Source organism: Nocardioides sp. LHD-245 (assembly GCF_030929495.1).
GTDB lineage: Bacteria > Actinomycetota > Actinomycetes > Propionibacteriales > Nocardioidaceae > Nocardioides.
The window spans coordinates 289,199-312,427 of record NZ_JAVFWN010000003.1 but is presented as its reverse complement, the minus strand read 5'-3'; the positions used below and the strand labels follow the sequence as shown (position 1 = coordinate 312,427).

The 23,229-nt window shown below is 72.9% G+C and carries 19 protein-coding genes; 4 read left to right on the top strand and 15 right to left on the bottom strand.

Translation table 11 applies throughout. The features are described from left to right. Window positions 1-112: 112 nt before the first annotated feature. The 4 genes from RB608_RS06515 to RB608_RS06500 all read left to right on the top strand — a co-directional run bounded on the left by RB608_RS06515 (window position 113) and on the right by RB608_RS06500 (window position 7,939). On the top strand, window positions 113-2,722 hold the full coding sequence (locus tag RB608_RS06515) for a LuxR C-terminal-related transcriptional regulator (RefSeq protein ID WP_308087004.1): 2,610 nt from the start codon (window positions 113-115) through the stop codon (window positions 2,720-2,722). Between the two features lie 294 nt (window positions 2,723-3,016). Next, on the top strand, window positions 3,017-5,899 hold the full coding sequence (locus tag RB608_RS06510; protein WP_308087003.1) for a hypothetical protein: 2,883 nt from the start codon (window positions 3,017-3,019) through the stop codon (window positions 5,897-5,899). Window positions 5,900-6,085: 186 nt separating this feature from the next. Next, the gene (locus tag RB608_RS06505; protein ID WP_308087001.1) at window positions 6,086-7,588 is read left to right on the top strand and encodes a hypothetical protein; all 1,503 of its coding nucleotides are present in this window, start codon (window positions 6,086-6,088) and stop codon (window positions 7,586-7,588) included. A 33-nt stretch (window positions 7,589-7,621) separates the two neighbouring features. After that, window positions 7,622-7,939, top strand: coding sequence for an antibiotic biosynthesis monooxygenase (locus RB608_RS06500; RefSeq protein WP_308087000.1), 318 nt, complete (start codon window positions 7,622-7,624; stop codon window positions 7,937-7,939). Window positions 7,940-7,951: 12 nt separating this feature from the next. Here RB608_RS06500 and RB608_RS06495 read toward each other — a convergent pair whose 3' ends face one another. The 15 genes from RB608_RS06495 to purD all read right to left on the bottom strand — a co-directional run bounded on the left by RB608_RS06495 (window position 7,952) and on the right by purD (window position 23,157). Further along, window positions 7,952-9,805 carry a carboxypeptidase-like regulatory domain-containing protein gene (locus RB608_RS06495; RefSeq protein WP_308086999.1) on the bottom strand — a complete coding sequence of 618 codons (1,854 nt, stop codon included), beginning with the start codon at window positions 9,803-9,805 and terminating at the stop codon, window positions 7,952-7,954. A gap of 55 nt (window positions 9,806-9,860) precedes the next feature. Then, window positions 9,861-11,165, bottom strand: a complete 1,305-nt coding sequence (locus RB608_RS06490; protein WP_308086998.1) for an ABC transporter substrate-binding protein — start codon at window positions 11,163-11,165, stop codon at window positions 9,861-9,863. Window positions 11,166-11,199: 34 nt separating this feature from the next. Beyond that, window positions 11,200-12,324, bottom strand: coding sequence for a branched-chain amino acid ABC transporter permease (locus RB608_RS06485; protein WP_308086997.1), 1,125 nt, complete (start codon window positions 12,322-12,324; stop codon window positions 11,200-11,202). Next, a complete protein-coding gene (locus RB608_RS06480; RefSeq protein ID WP_308086996.1) occupies window positions 12,321-13,208 on the bottom strand; it encodes a branched-chain amino acid ABC transporter permease in 888 nt (295 codons plus the stop codon). The genes RB608_RS06485 and RB608_RS06480 overlap by 4 nt, the downstream gene beginning before the upstream one ends. Next, complete coding sequence (locus RB608_RS06475) at window positions 13,205-15,046, bottom strand: AMP-binding protein (protein ID WP_308086995.1); 1,842 nt, start codon at window positions 15,044-15,046, stop codon at window positions 13,205-13,207. The genes RB608_RS06480 and RB608_RS06475 overlap by 4 nt, the downstream gene beginning before the upstream one ends. Then, complete coding sequence (locus RB608_RS06470; RefSeq protein ID WP_308086994.1) at window positions 15,043-15,861, bottom strand: ABC transporter ATP-binding protein; 819 nt, start codon at window positions 15,859-15,861, stop codon at window positions 15,043-15,045. The genes RB608_RS06475 and RB608_RS06470 overlap by 4 nt, the downstream gene beginning before the upstream one ends. Continuing rightward, window positions 15,858-16,646: an ABC transporter ATP-binding protein gene (locus RB608_RS06465; protein WP_308086993.1), complete on the bottom strand. Its 789-nt coding sequence runs from the start codon at window positions 16,644-16,646 to the stop codon at window positions 15,858-15,860. Before RB608_RS06465 ends, RB608_RS06470 begins: the two co-directional genes overlap by 4 nt. 98 nt (window positions 16,647-16,744) lie before the next feature. Beyond that, a complete protein-coding gene (locus RB608_RS06460) occupies window positions 16,745-17,236 on the bottom strand; it encodes an SRPBCC family protein (protein ID WP_308086992.1) in 492 nt (163 codons plus the stop codon). Further along, complete coding sequence (gene purB, locus RB608_RS06455; RefSeq protein ID WP_308086991.1) at window positions 17,164-18,603, bottom strand: adenylosuccinate lyase; 1,440 nt, start codon at window positions 18,601-18,603, stop codon at window positions 17,164-17,166. The genes RB608_RS06460 and purB overlap by 73 nt, the downstream gene beginning before the upstream one ends. A gap of 65 nt (window positions 18,604-18,668) precedes the next feature. Beyond that, the gene (locus tag RB608_RS06450) at window positions 18,669-19,235 is read right to left on the bottom strand and encodes a Uma2 family endonuclease (protein WP_308086990.1); all 567 of its coding nucleotides are present in this window, start codon (window positions 19,233-19,235) and stop codon (window positions 18,669-18,671) included. A 103-nt stretch (window positions 19,236-19,338) separates the two neighbouring features. Next, entirely contained in the window at window positions 19,339-20,100 is a 762-nt protein-coding gene (locus RB608_RS06445; RefSeq protein WP_308086989.1) for a DUF6891 domain-containing protein, read from the bottom strand. 81 nt (window positions 20,101-20,181) lie between these two features. Continuing rightward, on the bottom strand, window positions 20,182-20,691 hold the full coding sequence (locus RB608_RS06440; protein WP_308086988.1) for a GNAT family N-acetyltransferase: 510 nt from the start codon (window positions 20,689-20,691) through the stop codon (window positions 20,182-20,184). Then, complete coding sequence (locus RB608_RS06435) at window positions 20,684-21,304, bottom strand: hypothetical protein (protein ID WP_308086987.1); 621 nt, start codon at window positions 21,302-21,304, stop codon at window positions 20,684-20,686. The genes RB608_RS06440 and RB608_RS06435 overlap by 8 nt, the downstream gene beginning before the upstream one ends. Window positions 21,305-21,359: 55 nt before the next feature. Further along, complete coding sequence (locus RB608_RS06430) at window positions 21,360-21,866, bottom strand: N-acetyltransferase family protein (RefSeq protein ID WP_308086986.1); 507 nt, start codon at window positions 21,864-21,866, stop codon at window positions 21,360-21,362. Then, window positions 21,859-23,157 carry a phosphoribosylamine--glycine ligase gene (purD, locus tag RB608_RS06425; protein ID WP_308086985.1) on the bottom strand — a complete coding sequence of 433 codons (1,299 nt, stop codon included), beginning with the start codon at window positions 23,155-23,157 and terminating at the stop codon, window positions 21,859-21,861. The genes RB608_RS06430 and purD overlap by 8 nt, the downstream gene beginning before the upstream one ends. Window positions 23,158-23,229 lie beyond the last annotated feature (72 nt).

Here is a 23,229-nt window from a genome sequence, read left to right as displayed (position 1 = left end):
CCAGGCCAGTCCGGGTCGCACCTCCCTTTCCTCCCGCCTCCCCGCTCCCGCCTCCCCGCTCGCGCCCGTCGTGCGCGATGATGGTCTCGTCGACTCGGGTCGAGGAGGAGCGATGGCGACAGGGAGTCCCGTGCTCCTGTCGCGTGCCCGGTTGCACGATGCGCTCGACGGGTCGGCGACGCCGCTGACCGTCATCGCGGCGCCGAGCGGCTTCGGCAAGACCAGCCTGGCCCGGGCCTGGGTCGAGACGCTCGACCAGGTGGAGGACGGGGCCGATGACGGGGTCGACGTCGTCTGGGTGACCCTCGAGAACGACCTCGAGACCCGCTCTGCCTTCTGGCAGACCGTGCTGGCCGCCGCCGGCCGGGTCGGGATCATGGACGGCCCGGCGGCGGGTCTGCTGACCGAGATCGAGTCCAGCACCGATCCCGCCGCGGTGATCGCCCGCGGCCTCGCCGGCCGCAGGCGTCCGCTGCTCGTGGTCGACGCCTACGAGAAGGTCCGGGCCGCGGCGGCACAGGTGGACGCGGACCTGCTCCGGTTGGTCCGACTGATCCCCCAGCTCCGGGTGGTCGTCACCACCCGGGCCCCGGGCGGCCTGGCCGGCCCGGCCCGCAGCCTGCGGGGCGAGGTGCAGCTGCTCACCGAGCACGACCTCGCCTTCACCCTCGACGAGACCCGGGACCTGGTGGCGGCCTTCGGCGACCCGGCGAGAGCGGACACCGCCCCCGCCCTGCACGCGGCGACCCACGGGTACTCCCTGGCGCTGCGCGCCGCGATGCTGGCCCGTCCCCAGGACCGGCCCCGGGCGACCGCGGGCCAGCACGACCCCGCCTGGCAGGCGCTGGTGGCCGAGGACCTACGGGTCCAGCTCGAGCGCGGTGCGGCGTACTCCTTCGTGCTGGCGACCAGCGTGCCGCCGTACCTCGACGCCGAGCTGGCCCTGGAGCTGTCCGCCGCGCTCCCGGGCGTCGCCGGACCGGCCGAGGTGAAGGAGATGCTCGACGACCTCGAGTGGAACGGATTCGGGCGCTGGATCCCGTTCGCGCCCGGCCACCAGGTCTTCCAGTACGTCGAGTCGCTGCGGGACGCGATGCTCGCCGAGGCCCGCCGGCGACCCGCCGACGAGCAGCGGCGGGCGGCCGAGCACAGCGCAGCCTGGCTGCACCGCCACGGCAGCTACGAGGCAGCGCTGGAGATGGCCGTCGACGCCGGCCTGTTCAGCATCGCGGCCCGGGTCTACGCGGCGGTCGTGGTCACCACGCAGGACGCCCACTCCGCGAGCCTGGTGGACCGGCATCTCGCCTCCGTCCCGAGCCGGGCGCTCGCGCAGTTCCCCGCCCTGGCCTTCGGGCGCGGGCTCGCCTGCTTCCGCGACCCGGCCCTGCGGGGCGCCGCCGCCGACTACTTCCGGATCTCCGCGCGCTGGGACGGGCCGCGCTTCCCCAACCCGACAGCCGGCGAGTACCTCCTCGGGTACGTCGCGAAGGTGGTCAGCCTGCGGCTCCTCGGCCGGGTCGAGGAGTCGGCCCGAGCCGCCGCGGACGCCCTCGTCTTCCACGACCGGATGTCGGACGGCGACCGCGAGCGGGTCGCCTTCCTGGGGCCGATGGCACTGCGCCACCTCGCCTACTCCCAGTTCCTGGCCGGCGCGACGGAGGGCGCGCGCGACACCACCTCCCGAGCGGTCGCCATGGCGACCGACCCGGTGGTGCGCAACCACACCGCGGTGTACGCCGTCGGGCTGGGCGCCTTCGAGGGACGGACCGTCGAGGCCCGCTCGGCCCGGTCCCTGCTCGCCGCGGACGCCTGGCGTCCCGGCGAGGACCGCTCGTACGCCAACGCCCTGGGCCGGATCGGGGACGCCGTCCTGCTGCTCGACCACTTCGACTTCGCCGGTGCCGCGACCGCGTTCGACGGCACGACCTTCCGCGACACCACGGAGTTCTGGCCGCTGCTGACCTGGACCCTGCTGCACGCGCACGTCGGTCTCGGCACCGCCGCTGCCGAGGCGCGCCGGGTCGAGGAGCAGCTCCGCCGCACCCCGGCGCCGCCGGTGATGGGCGACAGCGTCGGTGCGGCCGCCGTCCGCGGCGCGCTCGGGGTGGCCTGGCTCGCGGCCGGCAACCACGCGCGGGCGACGGCGGTACTCCGCTCCCGGACGAGGTACGCCGGCCAGCTGGCGCCCGCCTCCGCGCTGGCCGGCCTGCTGGCCGGTGACGCCGTGGGCACCCTCTCCGCGCTTCCGGAGTGGGAGATCCGCCCCGGACACACGGCACGCTCGCTCGCCGCCCTGCTCGTCCTCGGCGCCGCAGCCGCCGCGCGCACCGGGCAGGAGGAGGCCGCGGCGGCGCTGCTGGAGCGGGTGCTCGCCCAGGTCGGCCCCGACGGGGCACGGCTGCACCTCATGTACCTCCCCCCGGAGGACCTCGCCGCGCTGCGTCGTACCGCCGCACGCCGCAGCAGCGTGGCGGTGCAGGACCACCTGGCCGTGCCGGTCCCGGCCTGCTTCGTGGCGGCCCACACGGTCATCGCGCTGACCCGACAGGAGCGGGCCGTGCTCGCGGCGCTGGCACAACACTCGAGCCGGAGCGAGCTCGCGGCGGCGATGCACCTCTCGGAGAACACCGTGAAGACGCATCTGCAGCGGATCTACCGCAAGCTCGGGGTGAGCTCGCGCAAGGCCGTCATCGAGAGGGCCATCGAGCTCGACCTGCTCTGACTTCGGGTCGAGCGTGTCGCATACGGAGACCGACGCACAGACCCTCCGGGCCCATGGCCGGCCGCCGTGCCGCTCCGCGGCCGTGCGCCACGCTGCCGACCAGACTTCGGGTCGAGCGTGTCGCATACGGAGACCGACGCACGGACCCTCCGGGCCCATGGCCGGCCGCCGGCATTTGGGTGATATTCGGGGCGACTTCGCGCCGGGGTGGGTTGCCGGGACCGGAGCGGGGGCGTTCGGTGGAGTCGCCCGCAGCGCGCTCAGCCCGCGGCATCTGGATCGGAGTCCTCCCCCATGCGTTCACGCCGCCGTCCGGCCGTGGTCGTCGCCCTCGGCGCGGCCACCCTGCTCCTGCTCACTGGGACAGCACCCGCCGTGGCCGACGACCCGGCCGCACCGAACGACACGACCCCGGCCACGACGGCCGACACTCCCGAACCACAGCCGACCCCGGAGCCGACCCCGGAGCCGACTCCCGACCCGACGCCCACCGACACGCCCGCGCCCTCGCCGACCGAGGAGAGCGAGGAGAGCGAGCCCGGCGAGAAGGTCGAGCCCAACGACACGTCCCCGTCCGAGCCCACCGGCATCCCGACGACGCCGTCCGTCGACCGGGCCGCGCCGACGGACGGGCCCGCGACGCCCGCGGCCGCCGAGCCCACGGGCATCACGATCGACCCCGGGACCAACGAGATCACCGTGGGCGAGGCCGCGTCCCTGACGGTGTGGACGGTCGACGACAGCGGGACGCACCTGGTCGACGTGACCGAGGAGGCCGGCTACGAGTTCGTGGGCGGCCGCGGTTCGTGCACCGCCGGCTCCTGCACGACCACCGTCGCCGGCTACTTCGCGATCAAGGTGACCTGGGGCGCCTTCACCAACATCGCCGGCCTCGTCGCCCGCCCGGGTCCGGCCGTCGGGATCTCGCTGTCCCCCGCGACCGCGACACTCGGCGTCGACGACCAGCAGCTCTTCACCGCCTACGCCCTCGACCAGTACGGCAACGCCAGCACCGTCGCCGACGACACCGACTTCACCGGCGAGGCCGGACTCGACTGCGTCGACGACAGTCCGGGCCGCGCCCGCTGCTCGGCGAGCACGCCGGGCACCTACACCCTCACCGCGACCCTGCGCAGCGACCCGTCCCGGACCGCCGACGCGAGCCTGAGCGTCGTCGAGGAGAACGACACCCTCACCAGGATCGAGGTCAGCGTCCAGGAGTCCACCGTCGTCGCGGGTGAGCCGATCGTGGTGAAGGTCGCGGGCCGGAGCGCCAGCGGCCAGTACGTGGACGTCACGGACCGCGCCACCTTCCAGATCTGGCAGGCCGACAGCCTCACCGCCCTGGATCTCTCGGACCCGCAGCCGTGCCCCGCAGGTACCTGCACCATGACGCGAGCGGGTGGCTACGTCGTCGCCGCGACGGTCGGCCAGCTCACCGGCGGCACCGGCGTCGAGGTGATCGCAGCGGCCGCGACCGGACTCGCGATCTCACCGGCCGACGCCGCCGCGACCGTCGGCGTGACCCAGACCTTCCAGGCCGAGGACGTCGACGCGTTCGGCAACCGGACCGTGACCGACAGCGCGACGTACACGATCGAGGCTCCCGGCACCTGCACCACCAACGCCTGCGGGTCAGCGACGCCGGGTTCCTACACCGTGACCGCGACCGCGGACGGACACAGCGCGACCGCCCGGCTGAACGTGCACGCCGACGTCCGTCCGACGGAGGAGATCGCCCGGATCGAGCTGCGGCCGAGCGCACCCAGTGTCACCGCGGGAGAGCCCGGCACCTTCGCCGTCTACGCCTACGACGCCGACGGGCGCCCGCTCGGCACGGTCACCGCGGAGACGAGCCTGGAGATCGAGGGTGCCGGCACCTGGCGCACCCCGTTCGGCCTGCACTCCCTCGGCTGCAGCGCCGACACGTGCACCTCCACCGTCGCCGGCCGACACGCTGTCACCGGGAGATTCGGCGAGCTCACCGCCACCAGCACCCTCGTCGTGGTCCCGGGCGCCCTGGCGATCAGCGGCATCGCTCCCGGCAACGCCCTGATCCGGGCCGGCGGCACGCAGACCTTCACCCCCGGCGTGATGGACCAGTACGGCAACCTCGCACAGCCGAGCGGCCTGCCGTTCGGCATGGAGCTCGCGGCCAGCAACGGCGCCAGCTGCACGGGCACGGTCTGCGGGTCGACGAAGGCGGGCGTCTATGTCATCCGGATCGCCTCCGTCAACGGCGTCGAGGCCGGGGCCGGGGGGCCGTTCTTCGGCTTCTTGACGGTGATCCCCGCCGAGGCGGACCACCTCACCCTGGACCCGTTCACCGCAAGGGTCCCGGCCGGCACGGCGGTCGAGCTGACCGCGACCGCCTACGACGAGTACGACAACGCGATCGGCGACGTCACCGAGGAGACGACCTTCACAACCGGGCCCGGCGCCTCGTGCGAGACGTCCCGCTGCTCGAGCACGGTCGCGGGGTCGTACCCGATCACGGGCACGCACGACGGCATGACGGGGACCGCGCAGCTCACCGTGGTGCCCGGCCCGGTCGACCGGGTCGTCGTCTCGCCCGGCACCGCGTCCATCCGGACCGGTGAGACCCAAGCGTTCACGACCGCCGGCTTCGATGCCTACGACAACGCGGTCGGCGACCTCACCGACGACACGACCTTCACCGTCTCCGAGCCCGGAGCCTGCACCGCCAACGCCTGTGGCTCCACCCAGGCGGGCGAGCTCACCGTGACCGGGTCGTACGTCGTCCCGGGCCTGCCCCTGCGACAGCGGATCGCCTCCGGCCGGTTCGGCGCGGTGTTCGCCGCCGCGCCGGGTGACACCGTGACCGGGACCGCCCTGCTCACCATCACCGCGCCGAGCACGCCGAACCCGGGCACCACCGATCCGGGCGCGGGGACCCCCGGGGGCGCCGCGCCCGGCACGGGCGGCGCCCCCGGTGACGGCGGCAAGAACGGCGGCAAGAACGGTGGTGCGCAGGGCGGTGCCGGCGGGGACGGCTCCGGAGCCGGTGGGCAGAGCGCCGACGCCGGGGAGGCCGGCGCCCTGCCCGCCACCGGGTCCGGACTGGAGTGGTGGCACGGTCTCGCCGCCGCGCTGCTTCTCCTCGCCGGACTCGCCGTCGTGCTCATTCCTCAGCGCAGCGGGCGACGCGCCCTCTGAGTCGCATCAGGACATCGGTCGCTCCCCCCGGGGGAGAGACGTCATCAGAATCTGTCAGCCAACTGTTTCCGAGCGAGCCGTCCCGGCCCGTGATACTCGCGGGGCGGGAGGCCCCGTGCCACAGGCGCGTGCCACCACAGGCGCGCCCAACTTGTGTTCGAACATATGTTCGAGTAGCATGGGGTGATGGTGGACCTCTCGGAACTCGACGCGGCGGCACTGCTCGCCGCCGAGGAGTCCGGGCTGCGCCAGCGACGCCAGGGCGATGTCGACGAGCTGCGGCGTCTCCTGGCCTGGTGCGACCTGCACTCCGTGGACCCGCAGTCCCAACCCGGGGCAGTGCCGGCGCGCCTGGGCGGCGACCGGCTCTGCCAGCTCGGCGGCGAGGGCACACCCCAGGTCGCGGAGCTCTGCTTCGCCGAGTTCGCGATCGCCGGCCAGGCCGGCACGATCGCCACCACCCACCGCGCAGCGGCCGCGCTCGACCTGCGCCACCGCCTCCCCCTCCTGTGGCAGCGGGTGCAGAACCTCGACGTCGAGGTGTGGGTCGCACGCAAGATCGCCGACCTGTCACGGCCCCTCACCAAGGACGCGGTCGCCCTCGTCGACACGTCCCTCGCCGCCGCCCACGACCTCCCCACCGGCAAACTGATCGAGCTCGCCGAGGCCCGGACCATCGAGGCCGACCCCGAGACCCACCACAAGCGGATCGCCGCCGAGGAGGCCCGGACCGGCGTGTTCGCCCGCCGACGCCGACCCGGCCAGACGGTCGCCGCCATCGACCGACAAGCCGACGTCCAGCCGATCACGCTCCGCCTCCCCACCGCCGGCGCCCTCGAGTTCACCACCACCGTCGAGGAGATCGCCGCCGCGCTCGCCGACCAGCACGTTCCGGAGCATGACGACGACGTGCCGACCATGGACCAGTTCCGCGCCCGCGCCGCCGAGCTGCTCGCCGATCCCCACGCCGCCGTCCGCTTCCTCGAAGGCGTTCGCGGCCCAGACGCGGATCCGGACGACACCACAGCCCCTGAATCGCCCCGGCCGTCACGCTCGTCGCGCGCCGAGCGCAAGGCCGTCGTCCACGTCCATCTCAGCGCCGCCGTCCTCGCCGGCCTCACCCAAGGCCTCGCCCGCGTCGAGGACCTCGGCCCGATGCTCCTCGACCAGCTCGCCGCCCTCCTACGCCACCGCCGCATCGACCTGAAACCGGTCATCGACCTCAACCACACCACCGCGGTCGACGCCTACGAACACCCCGCCGCCTGCAAGGAACGCACCCAGCTCCGCACCAACGGCGACGTCTTCCCCCACTCCCTCTCCCGCACCCGCCACCTCGACCACGACCACCTCACCCCCTACGACAGCCACGGCCCACCCGGCCAGACCGGCGACCACAACGACGCACCCCTCACCCGCCGACATCACCGCACCAAGACCCACCTCCCCTACCGCACCCGGCAACTCGGCCTCGGCGCCTACCGCTGGGAGACCCCCCACGGCCTCGTCCGCGTCGTCACCCGTTACGGCACCACCGTCGTCGAAGCACTACGCGACCCCGACGGCGCCCTGATCGGCGAGATCTACCCCGCGCGCTACGAGCTGATCCTGGATGCGGCACTCGCCTCCGCGCCGGTGACATCCGCTTCCACCGACGCACGTAGGCCAGCGGACACTGCGACTGGATAGGCTCGCGGAAACCCACCGCCCCGAAGGAAAACCATGTCCGTCGTGAAGATCAACGCCATCCAGGTCCCGCCGAACGCCGGGCCCGAGCTGGAGAAGCGGTTCGCCGCCCGGGCCGGGGCGGTCGAGGGCGCGCCCGGCTTCCTGGGCTTCCAGCTGCTGCGGCCCACGGCCGGCGAGGAGCGTTACTTCGTGGTCACCCACTGGGCCGACGAGGAGTCCTTCGCGGCCTGGCGGGACGGCGACGCGCGCGCCGCCCACGCCTCGCCCGCGGGCGAGGCCCCGCGCAAGCCGGTCTCGACCGGTGCCGACCTGCTGGAGTTCGAGGTCGTGCTGGACGTCAAGCCGGCCTGAGGTCGGCCACGGTCAGCAGCCCGCGGGAACCGCGGCCTGCGCCCCGGCGAGAGCGGCGGTGGCCGCCGCCTGCTCGGACCGGGCGCCCGCGAGGGCCTTCCGGGCGGCCTTGGCACGCTTCCTGGCCTTCGCGACCTTCGGCTTCGCGGCACCCGCCTTCTTCAGCTTCTTCAACTTCTTCGCGGCCTTGGCCGCCTTCGCGGTCGCGACGTCGAGCCCCGTCGCCGCGACCGTCGCCGCCGCGCTCGCCCCGGCCACCGCGGCCGTCGCCGACGCGCACGCCGCCGGGTCGGTCACCGGACCGCGGGCCGCGGACTCGGCGAAGCCCGGCTCGGTGAAGCCGGCGGCCGTGACGACCTCCTGGACGACGACGCTCCGGCCCACGTCGCCGGGCCGGAGGAGATAGGTCGGGGCGGCGCCGGTGGCCACGATCGCGTCGCCCACCGTCCAGACGTACGACTGCACGTCGACGTCGCCGGGCTCCCAGAGTCCCGGCGTGACGGTGAGGACCTGCCCGACCTGGAGCGTGCCGGTGACCACCGGCCGCCGCACGTTCGCGATCCTCCGCCCCGGGTCCGCGCCCGTGCAGCTACCGGCGTCGGCGGCCGTGAGGTTGGCATCGATGCCCGTCCGGTTCCCGCCGCCGACCTCCACGATCGTCGCGACCTCCTGCGTCGCGGCGCCCGCGTAGTACTCGCACCGGTGGATCTCCGCGTCCCGGAACCGGACCCGGTAGGAGCCCTCCGGCACGGTGACGGCGTAGCTGCCGTCCGAGCCGGTGAACCTGGTGTAGGCGTCCTCCTCGGCTCCGGACGTGTCCCCCTCGGGCCACACCGACACCCGGACGAACCCGCGTGCCGTGCCATCGACCGCGACCCGGCCGGCGATGGTCCGCGCCGCCGAGAGCCGGGGACTGATCCCGTCGACGCCGGCGGCGCCCACCGTGATCGGCGCGCCGTCCGCCCACCGCTCCTCGAACCAGGCCGCGCCGTCCTGGTCGTCGAAGCGGATCGCGTAGCTTCCCGGGACGGCCCGGAGGGTGTAGGTCCCGTCGGCGGCGGTCCTCGTGCTGGCCACGGGGGTCAGGCCGCAGCCCTCGCCACACGACCCGGAGGCGGACACGGTGATGCCTCCGATCGGGTGGTCGTCGTCGTCGCTCACGACGCCGGAGACCTGGGTCAGCGGCCCGAACCGGAGATCGATCCCGCTCACCCCTCCCACTGGTACGACGAACGCCGCGCCGTCCTGGTAGGAGCGCGTGCCGTAGCCGTAGGTGTCGTCCCCGCCTCCGACAGGGAGGGCGTTCGCCTCCGCCCTGACCTGGTAGGCGCCCGGCGCCACCCCGACGGCGTACCCGGCCGGGCCGGCGGTCGTCTCGGCCACCACGTCCCAGACCTTGCCGACGGCGTCCCACTGCAGGACGGAGACGCGCGCGCCCACGACGGGGGCTCCGGCGTCGTCGGTCACCATGCCGGTCACCGTCGCGGCCGTGGTGAGCTGCGCATCGACGACACCGCCCGTGGGGGCGACGCTCGTCGCCCTGCGCAGCACCCGCGCGTCGTCGTAGTACTCCGTTGCGTAGCCGTCGGCGCTGAAGCGGACCCGGTGCTCCTCCTCGTCGAGGGAGAGCGCGGAGGTGTCATAGGCACCGGCGGCGTCGGTCGACGTGGTCCCCGCCTGGATCCACAGCGTGCCCAGGCGCGTGTAGAGCGTGACCGACGCCCCCGCGACCGGGTCACCCCCACTGTCCGTGACGTGGCCGGTGATCGTGCCGGCCGCGGCCGACGCCGGCGAGCCGACCACGCTGAGGCCACCGACGACCAGGAGCGCCGCGACGAGCTGGGGGACGAGTCGGAGAGGGGACACGCAGGTACAACGGCCCGCCGCCCCCGGGGGAACGGCGGGCCGCCGATCTCGTCGGCTACTTCATCAGGTAGCAGGGCTCGGTGAACTCGTAGCCCTCCGCGGTCGGTCCGGTGAACGGGTCGACGGCCACGGAGACCTTCGACGACGCCGCCTGGTCGACCTTGTTGAGCTGGGTCACCCGCACGGCGTCCTCGTTGGGGTCGCCGGCCCAGTTGGCCGTGCCCTCGGGGAGCGTTCCCTCGCTGTCGATGCCGGTCAGGCTGTTGGCGACGTCGACCATCCCCTCCCGGTCGAGCTTGTCGTCGTCGATCGCCTTCTCGAGGATCGCCTTCATCACGTAGCCGCTGCTGAAGCCGATCGAGAACCAGTCGTTGGGGGCCGTGTCACCGGCGGCCTCGCGCATCTTCTCCATGCCGGGCACGTCGGCGTCCCACGTCGGGAACGACGATGCCTGCAGGTACATCGCCTCGATCGCGGGCCCCGCGGGCGAGGCGAGGATGGCCGCGTTCCAACTCGGGATCGAGCCGATGAACCGGCCCTGGTAGCCCTGCTGCGCGGTGCCGCCCACGACGGCGGCCACCTCCTTGGGGCTGGTGGCGATCACCACGTAGTCGGGCTTCGCCTTGAGCACCGCGGCGACCGCGGCGGACTGGTCGTCGCCGCCGTCGACGGTGCCGGTCGTGATGTCGGTGAACTCCAGGCCCCGCTCCTCGGCGGCGATCCGGGCACCGACCATCGCGTCGTCGCCGTAGTCGCCGGGGAAGTGGACGACGGCGACGGACTTGCCGCCCTCGTCGGCGGCGTAGTCGACGATGTTCATCGCCTCGGTGCAGTAGCTCGAGCCGACCTCGATCGAGATGTCGTCGAAGATCCAGTTCGAGCCCAGCGAGGCCGGGCCGAGCAGGATCGACTCGTTGGTCGCGTCCTCGAGGATCGCGTTGGTGTGCGCGGTCCCGAGGGACTGGGTCACCGCGAGGATGTCGTCCTTGATCTCGTTGAAGAGCTCGGCGTGCTTCTCGGGGTCGTAGCCGCTGTCCTTGACGTACTCGGACACGTTGACCTCGTAGTCGCCTACTCCGCCGTCGGCGTTGACCTGGTCCCAGAACGCCTTCTGCCCGGCGGTGAACGGCTCGCCGACGCCTTTGAAGACGCCGGTGAGGTCGGTGATCGTCCCCAGGTAGATGCAGCCCTTGTTGTCATCGACAGCGTCCGGGCACGCCTCCTCGGTGACGCCCGGCGCCGCGCCGCCACCGCCACCGCCGCCGTCGCCGTCGCCGTCGTCACGACCGCAACCCGTGACGGCCACGGACAGGGTCAGCGCGCTGGCGAGGACGCCCAGCCTTCTCGACCTACGATTCACGGTTCCTCCTGGGTTTCCTGGTGCGGTCCCCGGCTCAGTACGAGAAGGGGAAGCTCTTCCAATAGGTGCGGACGCGGTGCCAGATGCCGAAGAGTCCGCGCGGCTCGAACAGCAGGAAGGCGACGATCAGCACGCCGTACATGACCTGCTCGAACTCGAAGACGTTCGGGTGCTCGCTGGCCGAGCTGGACAGGAAGGGCACGAAGGCAGGCAGCTCGCCGGCGATGCGCGGCAGCAGGGCGATGAGCAGCGCGCCCATGATCGTGCCGGAGACGGTCGCGACGCCGCCGATGAGCACGATCGCGATGAACTGGACCGACATCAGCAGGCTGAAGGACTCCGGGGTGAAGTGCCCGCTGGCGGAGTACATCAGCGCACCCGCGACGCCGGCGTAGAACGACGACAGGGTGAACGCGATGACCTTGTAGTGGGTGAGGTTCACCCCCATGACGCCCGCGGCCACGTCGCGGTCGCGGATCGCCGCGAAGGCCCTGCCGATCCGCGAGCGCGCGACATTGCGGGCGGCCACCGCGGCGATCACCAGGACCGCCAGGAACAGCCAGAACAGCTTCTGCTCCTCGGTCCACCCGCCCTTGAACCCGTTGTCGACGGTGAACTCGATGCCGAACAGCTCCGGCTTCGCCGCCTCGCGGCCGACCTGGGGGCCACCGCTCAGGTCGTTCCACTCGAAGAAGAGGTACTGGCCGATGAAGACCAGTCCGAGGGTCACGATCGCCAGGTAGAGACCTCGCAGCCGGGTCGCCAGCGGCGCGACGAGGGCGCCGAACAGCGCGGCGATCAGGCCGGCACCGAGCAGCCACAGGGGCATGAAGTCGATGCCGAGGCCGAGATAGCGGCCGTCCGGGTCCCCGGCCATCACCGCGGCGGTGTAGGCGCCGACCCCGACGAAGAAGGCGTGGCCGAGCGAGACCTGGCCGGCGTACCCGGTCACCAGGTTCAACCCGAGCGCGCCGATGGCGAGGACCAGCCCGCCGCCGAGGATGACGAGCAGGTCGTCGGCCACCAGGAGCGGCAGCAGGGCCGCGACGACCAGGATCGCGGCGACGCCCAGCGTCTTGGCGCGGGTGTTGAGCAGCGCCATGTCCTGCTTGTAGTCGGTGTAGAGCTCGGGGCGGCCCCAGGGCGTGCCGATCGTCATACCCGCTCCACCTCCCGCGTCCCGAACAGGCCGTAGGGCCGCACGAGCAGCACCACCAGCATCACGAGGTACGGCGTGATCGACCCGATGTTGGTGTCGAGGCCGGGGAACCACTGGCGGTGGTACGACGCCACGACCTGTTGCGCCACCCCGATCAGCAGCCCGCCGATCACCGCACCGCCGAGCGAGTCGAGCCCGCCGAGGATGATCACCGGCAGCGCGGCGAGCGCGATGTGCCACAGGTTCTGGTCCATCGTCCGCCCGCTCGCGGCGAACACGCCCGCCACGGCGGCCAGCCCGCCCGCGAGCGCCCAGGAGACGGCGAACACCGCGCCCACGCTGACGCCCTGGGCCATCGCGGCCTCCTGGTCCAGCGCCGAGGCCCGCATCGCCAGGCCGATCGGGGTCCAGCGGAAGAAGGCGAACAGGGCGAGCACCAGCACGGTCGTCACCAGGAACGCCGCGATGTGACGGTGCGCGATGTAGACGCCGCCGATCTCCCACGCGTCGATGCCCCACGGGTCGCCCACCTGGCGCGGGTCCCGTCCGATGAAGGCGCCGGCCACGACCCGAACGACGATGTCGATCCCGATGGTGATGATGGCGATCACGAAGACCGCCTTGCCCACCATCGGCCGGATCGCGACCCGCTCCACGACCAGTGCGACCCCGGCGATCGCGATCGCGCCGACCACCACCGCCGGCACGAAGCCGATCGAGGGCGAGAGGTAGGACACCAGCACCGCCCCGGCCAGCATGAAGGCCGGCTGGGCGAAGCTGATCACTCGCATCGACTTGTAGATGATCACGAAGCCCAGCGCCAGCAGGGCGTACACGGAGCCGAGGCCGACGCCGCCCGCGACCGCACCGAGGAACTGGGTCATGCCGCCCCCTCCCGTCCGCCGACGTACATCTCCTCGACGAGGTCGTGGAACATCGCATCGATCGCCGAGCGCTTGACCTTCTGGGTCGCGGTGAGCTCGCCGTCCTCGTGGTCGAGCTCCTTGGGGAGCATCCGGAAGTGCTTGATCTGCTCGACCGGGTTGTGCCGGCTGTTGACGTCGTCGACGACGCCCTGCACCAGCGCCCGGACCTCCGTCTTCTCCGACAGGTCCCGGTAGGTCGTGAACGCCAGCCGCTGCTGCTGGGCCCAGGCACCGACGGTGTCGAGCTCGATGCCGATCAGCGCGGTGAGGTACTTGCGGCCGTCGCCGACGACGACGGCCTCCTTGACGAACGGCGAAGCCTTGAGGGCGTTCTCGATCTCCGACGGCGCGACGTTCTTGCCGCCGGCGGTGATGATGATGTCCTTCATCCGGTCGGTGATCCGCAGGTGGGTGCCGTCGACCCACTCCCCCACGTCTCCGGTGTGCAGCCAGCCGTCGGCGCCGATCGTGCGCTCGGTGGCCTCCGGGTCCTGCCAGTAGCCGGCGAAGACCGCCGGATGCCGGGTGAGGATCTCCCCGGTCTCGTCGTCGAGGCGCACCTCGGTCCCGTCATGGATCTCGCCGACCGTGCCGAGCCGGACCCGGCCCGGTCGGTTCGCCGTCGCGATCGCGGTGTTCTCGGTCATGCCGTAGAGCTCGTGCATGGGCACCCCGATCCCCATGAAGAACTGCAGCACCTCCGGCGCGATCGGCGCCGCGCCGCTGCTCGCGTGCCGGACCCGGCGCAGGCCGAGCCGGTCGCGCAGCGCGCGATAGAAGAGCACCCAGCCGACGGCGTACGCCAGCCGGGTGCCGATCGTGTGCCGCCCGCCGGTGGCGGCCAGCCGGGCACCGAGCCGCTCGGCGCGGCGCAGCCAGAAGGCGGCGTACCGGCGCTTGACCCAGGTCGCGGAGTCGAGCTTGATCCGGGTGGTCGCGAGCAGCTTCTCCCAGATCCGCGGCACCGCGAAGAAGAGCGAGGGCTGCACCTCACGCAGGTTCTGCGGCACGGTCTCGATGGACTCGGCGAAGTTGACCTGGGTGCCGGCCCCGGCGTTGTACCAGGTGGTCAGCACCCGCTCCGCGACATGGCACAGCGGGAGATAGGACAGGGTCAGGTCGCGCGGGCCCGGTGGTGGATCGGCGAACGGGCTGCGCTCGAGCACCGTCTCGAGTGCGAACTCCGCATTGCCGATCGTGAGCATCGCGCCCTTCGGCGGGCCGGTCGTGCCGGACGTGTAGACGAGGGTCATCACGTCGTCGGGCTCGGCCGCGTCGACGAGCGCCTCGACCGCGCCGGGGTGGGCGGCCCGGTGCTCCCGGCCGAGCTCGAGCAGCCGGGTCCAGGTCATCAGCCGCGGGTCGTCGTAGGGCGAGAGGCCGCGCGGGTCGACGTACACGATCCGGCGCAGCCGGGGGACGTCCTCGACGCCGAGCGCCTTGTCGACCTGCTCCTGGTCCTCGGCGAGGTGGACGCAGGAGCCGCTGTGGGAGAGGAGGTACGCCGTCTCCGCGGTCGGGTTGGTCGGGTAGAGGCCCACCGTGATGGCACGGACGGCGACGGCCGCGATATCGAGGAAGAGCCACTCCGGCCGGTTCTCGCTCTGTACCGAGACCCGGTCGCCCGGGCGCACGCCGAGCGCGAGCAGGGCGTGACCGACGTCGAGGACGGAGTCCCAGTAGTCCGACCAGGTGATCTCGTGCCAGATGCCGAGCCGCTTCTCGCGCATCGCGACGCCCTTCGGCGTGGACCGCGCGCGGTCGCGGATCCGGGTCACCACGGTGCGGGTGCTCATGCCGGGGCCTGCTCACCGGCGACCTCGGCGGCGCCACCGAGGTAGGCCCGGATCACGGCGGGGTCGCGCTGCACCTCGGCCGGCGTGCCCGTGGCGACGGGCGTCCCGAAGTCGACGACGAGGATCCGGTCCGCGATGTCCATGACCAGGCCCATGTCGTGCTCGACCATGATCATCGGGATCCGCAGCTCGTCGCGGATGTCGAGGATGTAGCGCGCCATGTCCTCGGTCTCCTCGAGGTTCATGCCCGCCACCGGCTCGTCGAGCAGCAGCAGCCGCGGCTCCATCGCCAGCGCCCGGCCGAGCTCGACCCGCTTCTGGACGCCGTACGGCAGGAGCCCGACGGGGAGCTTGCGCCACTGCTCGAGCTCGAGGAAGTCGACGATCTCCTCGACCCGGCGGCGGTGTCGCAGCTCCTCGTTGCGTGCCCGTCCGACCCAGGCCAGGGCGGCGAAGGTGCCGTAGCCGATGTGCTGATGGCGCCCGAGCATCAGGTTGTCGAGGACGGTGAGGTTCGCGAACAGCTCGATGTTCTGGAAGGTGCGGGCCATGCCGAGGCGGGCGATCGCCGGCGGCCGCTTGCCCAGCAGGGACGTGCCGTGCAGCCGGACCCTGCCCTGCTGGGGCCGATAGACGCCGGAGAGCACGTTGAAGATGCTCGTCTTCCCCGCGCCGTTGGGGCCGATCACCGCGAACAGCTCGTCCGCGCCGACCGTGAAGCCGACGCCGTTGACCGCCTTGACCGCGCCGAAGGACAGGTGGACGTCCTCGAACTCGAGGACGGTGCTGCCCGCGATGCTGCCCGCGGTGCTCACGAGGCCCACCGCTTCCGGCGCCGGTAGTGCTTGACGTTGCGGAACGACGAGGCCGCCTCGCCCTCGGCGCCGAGCCCGAGGTAGAACTCCCTGACGTCGGCGTCCTCGCGCAGCTCGGCGGCGGGCCGGTCCATCACGACCCGGCCGTTCTCGAGGACATAGCCGTGGTGGGCGACCTCCAGCGCCATCGTGGCGTTCTGCTCGACGAGCAGGATCCCGGTGCCCTGGCCGTTGATCTCGACGACGATGTCGCGGATCTGCTCGACGATCTTGGGCGCCAGGCCCAGCGACGGCTCGTCGAGCAGCAGATAGCGAGGATCCGACATCAGCGCCCGCCCGATGGCGAGCATCTGCTGCTCGCCGCCGGACAGCAGGCCCGCTTGGCCGTCGCGGCGGTCCCGCAGCACCGGGAACAGCCCGTAGACCCGCTCCAGGTTGGCTTTCAGGTTGCGCCGGTCGGCGTACGCGCCGACGCGGAGGTTCTCCTCGGCGCTGAGCTCCTTGAACACCCGGCGCCCCTCGAGGACGTGCTTGATGCCGCGCCGCGCGAGCGCCGAGGGGCCGAGGTGTCCGACCCGGTCGCCGTCGAGCGTCACCGAGCCCTTGCGGATCTCACCGTCGTGGACGCCGAGCAGCCCGGACAGCGAGCGCAGCAGCGTCGACTTGCCCCCACCGTTGGCGCCCAGGAGCGCGACGATCCGCCCGTCCGGGACCCCGAGGCTCACACCCCGCAGGGCGAGCACGACGTCGTCGTACACCACCTCGAGGTTCTGGACAGCGAGCACCCGCGCTCCCTCCGACTGTGACCGACATCACAAGTGCGGAGAATGTAACGGCACCGCCGCCGCTTGGACAGTGGTTACCGGCCGGTAGGTCCGGAATGTTACCGACGGTCGCGGACAACGTCGGCGGCCGCCCGGCGGAGATCGGCCGCGACGGTCGCCCGGCTGCCGGCGGTGATCGCCGGGCCCAGCCCGAGGCCGCGGACGGTGAACTCCGCCCTGACACGGCAGGCCGCGGGGTCGGCGGCATCGGGCTCGAAGGTCAGCTCGAGGCGCGCACGGAACGGCCCGCAGTGACCCTGCTCGACCCAGCGGCGCGGCCGCTCGGACACCGTCGTGCGCATCCGCGGCCGGACTCCGGGCACGACGGTGACGTCCGTCCAGGCGGCACCGTCGTCGCGGACGTCGGCGACGGCGCGCAACGTGGACTGCCAGTCCGGCCGGTTGCGCGGGTCGGCGAGGTAGTCGAACGCCCGGTCCGCGGGGACCGGGAACGCGACGACGATCCGCGCCGGGGACCTCAGAGGATCGCGCCCGGGTGGTAGTCGGCGGCGCCGGGGTGCGCGGCCACGACCGCCTCGACCAGGCGGCACACCGCCTGGGTCTGGGCGACGGCCGCCCCGGTGAAGGTGATCGGCTCGGCGACGAGCGACTGCAGCTGCTCGCCGGTCAGGCCGAGCCGGTCGTCGGCGGCCAGCTTGGCGAAGACGTCGTTCTCGGCCTGCCCCTGGCGCATCGCGAGCGCGGTGCCGACGGCGGCCTCCTTGATCGCCTCGTGCGCGCTCTCGCGGCCGACGCCGTTGCGCACGGCCGCCATCAGCACCTTGGTGGTGGCGAGATAGGGCAGGTAGCGGTCGAGCTCGCGCTGGATCACCGCGGGGAAGGCGCCGAACTCGTCGAGGACCGTGAGGAACGTCTGGAACAGGCCGTCGACGGCGAAGAACGCGTCGGGCAGCGCCACCCGGCGTACGACGGAGCAGGAGACGTCGCCCTCGTTCCACTGGTCGCCCGCGAGCTCCCCGACCATGGAGAGGTAGCCGCGGGTGACGACGGCGAGGCCGTTGACCCGTTCGCAGGAGCGGGTGTTCATCTTGTGCGGCATCGCCGACGAGCCGACCTGACCCTCCTTGAAGCCCTCGGTCACGATCTCGTTGCCGGCCATCAGCCGGATCGTGGTGGCCAGGTTGGACGGCGCCGCGGTCAGCTGGACCAGCGCCGAGAGCACGTCGAAGTCGAGCGAGCGCGGGTAGACCTGCCCGACGCTGGTGAGCACCCGGTCGAAGCCGAGGTGCTTCCCCACTCGACGCTCGAGCTCGGCGAGCTTGGCCATGCCATCGGTGTCATCGCCGAGCAGGTCGAGCATGTCCTGTGCGGTGCCCATCGGGCCCTTGATGCCGCGCAGCGGGTAGCGGCCGAGCAGGTCCTCGATCCGCTCCACCGCGATCATCAGCTCGTCGGCGACCGTCGCGAACCGCTTGCCGAGGGTGGTCGCCTGGGCGGCGACGTTGTGGCTGCGGCCGGCCATGACCGTGGTCTCGTGCTCGGCGGCCAGCCGGCCGAGGCGGGCCAGCGTGGCGACCGCGCGGTCGCGCAGCAGCGTGAGGGACTGCTTGACCTGCAGCTGCTCGACGTTCTCGGTGAGATCGCGACTGGTCATGCCCTTGTGGATGTGCTCGTGGCCGGCGAGCGCCGCGAACTCCTCGATCCGCGCCTTCACGTCGTGCCGGGTGACCCGCTCCCGGTCGGCGATGCTCGCCAGGTCGACGTCGTCGATCACCTTCTCGTAGGCCTCGACCACGCCGTCGGGTACGTCGATCCCGAGGTCCTTCTGCGCCTTGAGGACGGCGATCCACAGCTGCCGCTCGAGGACGATCTTGTGCTCGGGCGACCAGATCGCGGTCAGGTCGGCGGCGGCGTAGCGGGTGGCCAAGACATTGGGTACGGCGGTCGGCGCGGTCACGGGTGGTGATTCTCCCATCCCTGCGGGGCAGGTCCGAATCGCATGCGTCCGGCGGACCCGCGGGCTCAGCCGCCGAGGATCGCGGCCAGGTCGAGCGGGACGACGCCGAACTCGCCGACGGTCACCTCACCGGTCGGTGTCTCCTCGTCGAGGTGCAGCAGGACGCTCCACTCGCCATCGGTGCTGGCCAGCACGTCGATGGCGCGCAGCCTGCGGTCGACGATCCAGTACTGGCCGACGCCGCCGGCGACGTACTCCAGCGACTTGCGGAACAGGTCCTCGTTGCGGGTGCTCGGCGAGAGCACCTCCACCACCAGGATCGGCGGCTCGGTGACGTGGTGGCCCTCGGGCCGTCGCTCGGTGACGAGCAGGTCCGGGATCCGGACCCGGTTGCGGGGCAGCCGCACCGCCACCTCGGGATAGACCTTGACGCCGGTCAAGGAGTGCCGCAGCAGGATCAGCAGGTTGGCCGCGGCGTCCTGGTGGTCGGGCGACCCGCTCATGTGGAACACGGCCTCGCCGTCGACCCACTCGACCTTGACGTTGTCCGGGAGCGCGAGCCACTCCTCGTAGGACATGGGGACGCGCCGGAGCCCGTCGGTCTCCTCCGCTGCCGCCACTGACACATCCATCCCCTCCATTCTGGCCCGTCGTCGGGCCCGGGGAAAGACCAGCACGGATGAGCGGATCCTGCTCCCGCCCTCCACAGGCATCACCGGAAGGAGGCGCACCGGCTCAGACGAGGACCACCGTGTCGACGTCGTCGAGCAGGATCCGGGTGCCGAGCTCGCGGTTCCACTCGACCCGGACGCCGTGCCGCTCCAGGACCGGGAGGACATCGCCGACCATCAGGTCGACGGTGAGGCGCTCGTAGGTCGCCTCCTTGTCGGCGTCCGACAGCGCGAGCCACTCCTCCTCGGTCATGAACGCGTCCAGGAACGCGCCGTAGCCGACGTACGTCGACCGCGAGCTGAGCAGACTCTCGGTGTCCTGCTGGTGGTAGTAGACGTAGCCGCGCCAGGTGCGGGAGTCGTCCCGCTCGTCGGCGATCTCCGCCGAGGCGCAGGTACCGCAGCACGAGAAGTTCTCCCGGGCCACGATGCCGGCGTCGGCGAGGGCGGCGAACGCCGACGTCAAGGGGAGGACGTCGTCCGGCCCCCAGGACGCCTGCTGGGCGCGGCGCGCCGCCAGCACCGCCTCGAACGCGCGGTCGGCCTGCTCGTCACCGATCCCCTCGGCCGCGATCTCCTCGCCCCAGACGTCGAGAAGATCAGGCTCGGCGCTGGTGAGCACCCGGTCCCAGAGGAAGGCGCGCAGTCGCGTCTCGGTGTCCGCGAGGAGACCGAGGTCGCCGGGGAGGCGGAACCCCTCGGGCTGCTGGTTGAGGGGGTGGGCCGGCGGGTCGGGCTCGGGCAGCCGCGCCGGCCCCGCGTCTCCGGCCGTCTCGGTCGTGTCGTCGCCCGGCCTGCGCTTGCGGAACCTGTCGAAGATCCCCATCGGCTCGCTCCTCTGCCGCCGTCGCCACCCGCGGGCGACACGCACGGACAGGGTACGGAGGCGGGGAACTCGGCGGCGACGTCATCCACGGGCGGGTCGACGCCGCGGACGCACCAGGACCAGCTCGCCTTCCTCGGTGCTGCCCCGGATGCCGGTGAATCCGGTCTTGGCGGCGACCCGGAGGCTGGCGGCGTTGTCGGGCGCGATCGAGGCGCGGACCCGGACGCCCGCGGCGTCGGCGCGGGTGAGCAGGGCCGACAGCGCCTCCGTGGCCAGGCCGTAGCCGCGGGCGGCGGCGACCAGGCCGTAGCCGACCTCGACCTCAGGCACGTCGTCGGCCGCCGGCTCGGGCGGTCCGAAGAAGCCGATCGAGCCGATCACGAGACGCTGCTTGCGCGACACGATCGACCGCGGACCCCACGGATCGCCGTCACGCCACAGGGTCGCGGCGCCGCGGTCGTCCTCGCGGGGGAAGTCGTCGTGCCAGCCGGACAGCTGCGCGCCGGCACGGATCGCGCTCACCGTCGGCTCGTCCCAGAGGACCAGCTCGAGGCGCTCGGTCCCCACCCCGGCGGGGCGGTGATCAGTCATCGAGCGGCACCGCCCGGCCGTCGTACGCCGCCAGCCGCTCGGCGACCGCGGCCAGGTCGCCGAGCCACACGTCCTCCGGCCCCGGCGGCAGGATGTCGTCCCAGTCGACGGCGAAGGAGCCGCGGATCGACGACAGCCCGGCGGTGCGCGCCATGAACCAGGTGTGCAGGTGCTCGGCGCCGTCGCCGATGCGCTGCACGTGACAGCGCGCGATGTTCGGCAGTCCCTCGACGACCCGGGCGATCCGGACCGCGAGCACACCGTGCTCGGCGGCCATCGCGTCGTCGAGGTCCGGGAGGTCGAGGTGGGCCGACGGTTCCAGGATCAGCACCAGCGGCAGTCCGCTGCGCTCGGACAGGTGCCGCAGGCGCCACCGGTCGTTGGCCCAGATCACCCCGCGCGGCCCGTCGGCGCAGGCCGCGCAGTCCACCCCGCCCTCGCCCTCGCGTGGCTCCTCCGGGCCCGGTGCCGCGAGCGGCTTGGCGGCCAGCGCACCGTCGACGACCTCCCACGGGAAGACGTCCCAGGAGGCGACGGACGGCAGCGGCACCCGGCCGTGCTCGTCGGCCACGGCCCTCACGCGGGCATGGACCTGTTCGGCGGACTCAGCCATGGCGCCACTCTGCCACTCGCGCGCGCACTACCGACCACCGCGATCCACAGGGCGCTCAGCCGGCGAGCCGGCGCTGCCACCACGCGATGTCGATCCATCGGTCGAACTTGCGACCGACCTCGCGCAGCACGCCCTGCCGCTCGAACCCGCACGCCCGATGCAGGCCCTCGCTCGCGTCGTTGGGCAGCGCGATGCAGGCCAGGACGGTGCGCATCCCGGCCACCTCCAGGCGCGGCAGGAGCTCGCCGTACAGCGCACGTCCGAGGCCCCGCCCGGTCGCGGCCGGGTCGAGATAGACCGTCACCTCGCGGGTGCGGTCGTAGGCGCCGCGGTCGCGGAAGGGACCGGAGTAGGCGAACCCGACGACCGCGCCGTCGGCGGCGGCGACGAGGAAGTGGTCGCCCGGGTGGGCCGAGCCGAGCTTCTTCTCCCAGACCGACCGCGGGGGCGGCTCCGTGTCGAAGGTGGCGTGGCCGGCGCGGACCTCCCGGGCGTAGATCGCGGCGACCGCGTCGAGGTCCGCGTCGGTCGCCGCGCGGACGACGGCGCGACGGTCAGTCATCGGCGAGGGATGCGCCCTCGACCACGCCGAGGGGCTCGGCGGCGATGTCGGAGCGGCGCTGCATCCCGGGGAAGGCGATGAGGTCGGCGGCGGCGTACGCGCGGGCCCGCGCGTCGGCGATGTCGTACCCGACGGCCCGGACGGCCAGGACCCGCCCGCCCGCGGTGACCAGGTGCCGGTGCCCGGGGTCGCCCTCCTCGGGCGCGGCGACGATCGCCGTCCCGGCATGGATGACGTCGACATCGCTGACGCCGCCGGCGCGGCCGACCCCGGTGATGACGTCGCCCTTCGACGACGACACGGGGTAGCCGGCGGAGGCGAGCACGACGGTGACCGACGCACCGTCGCGGAACCGCGGCGCCGCGACGTCGCCGAGCCGGCCCTCGGCCGCCGCATGCAGCAGCTCGCCGAGCGGGGAGGCGAGCAGGGCGAGCACCGGCTGCACGTCGGGATCGCCGAACCGGCAGTTGAACTCGATCACCCGTGGGCCGGCCGCGGTGAGGGCCAGGCCGACGTACAGGCAGCCGACGAAGGGCGCGCCCCGGCGGGCCATCTCGTCGAGCGTGGGCTGCACGACCGTGTCGATCACGGTGGTCGCGAGGTCGGTGGGCGCCCAGGGCAGCGGGGAGTAGGACCCCATGCCGCCCGTGTTGGGGCCGCGGCCGCCATCGTGGATCCGCTTGAAGTCCTGCGCCGGCTGCAGCGCGTACGCGGTCGTGCCGTCGCACAGGGCGAACAGCGAGACCTCGGGGCCGTCGAGGAACTCCTCGATCACGACCCGGCCGCAGCCCGCCGCGTGAGCGATCGCCTCGGCCCGGTCGCGGGTCACCACAACGCCCTTGCCCGCGGCCAGGGCATCGTCCTTGACGACGTACGGCGGCCCGAACTCGTCGAGCGCGGCGGCGACCTCAGCCGCCGTGGTGCAGGTGCGCGAGCCCGCCGTCGGCACGCCCGCGGCGGCCATGACCTCCTTGGAGAAGGCCTTGGAGCCCTCCAGCATCGCGGCCGCCCGCGACGGCCCGAAGACGGCCACCCCGGCCGCCCGGACGGCGTCGGCGACCCCCGCGACGAGCGGTGCCTCGGGGCCGACGACCACGAGGTCGACGCCGGTCCGGGTCGCGAGGGCGGCAACGGCCGCGCCGTCCATCGGGTCGACCTCGTGCAGCGTCGCGAAGGCAGCGATACCCGGGTTGCCGGGAGCCACGTGCACCTCGCTCACCCCGGGATCACGGGAGAGCGCGAGGGCGAGCGCGTGCTCGCGGCCGCCGGTGCCGATCACGAGGGTCTTCACGGACGCCCAGCCTAGGGGCTGGCTCCGCGGGCGACGTAGGGTGGCCGAGGCTGACACCGACCACCCGGGGGT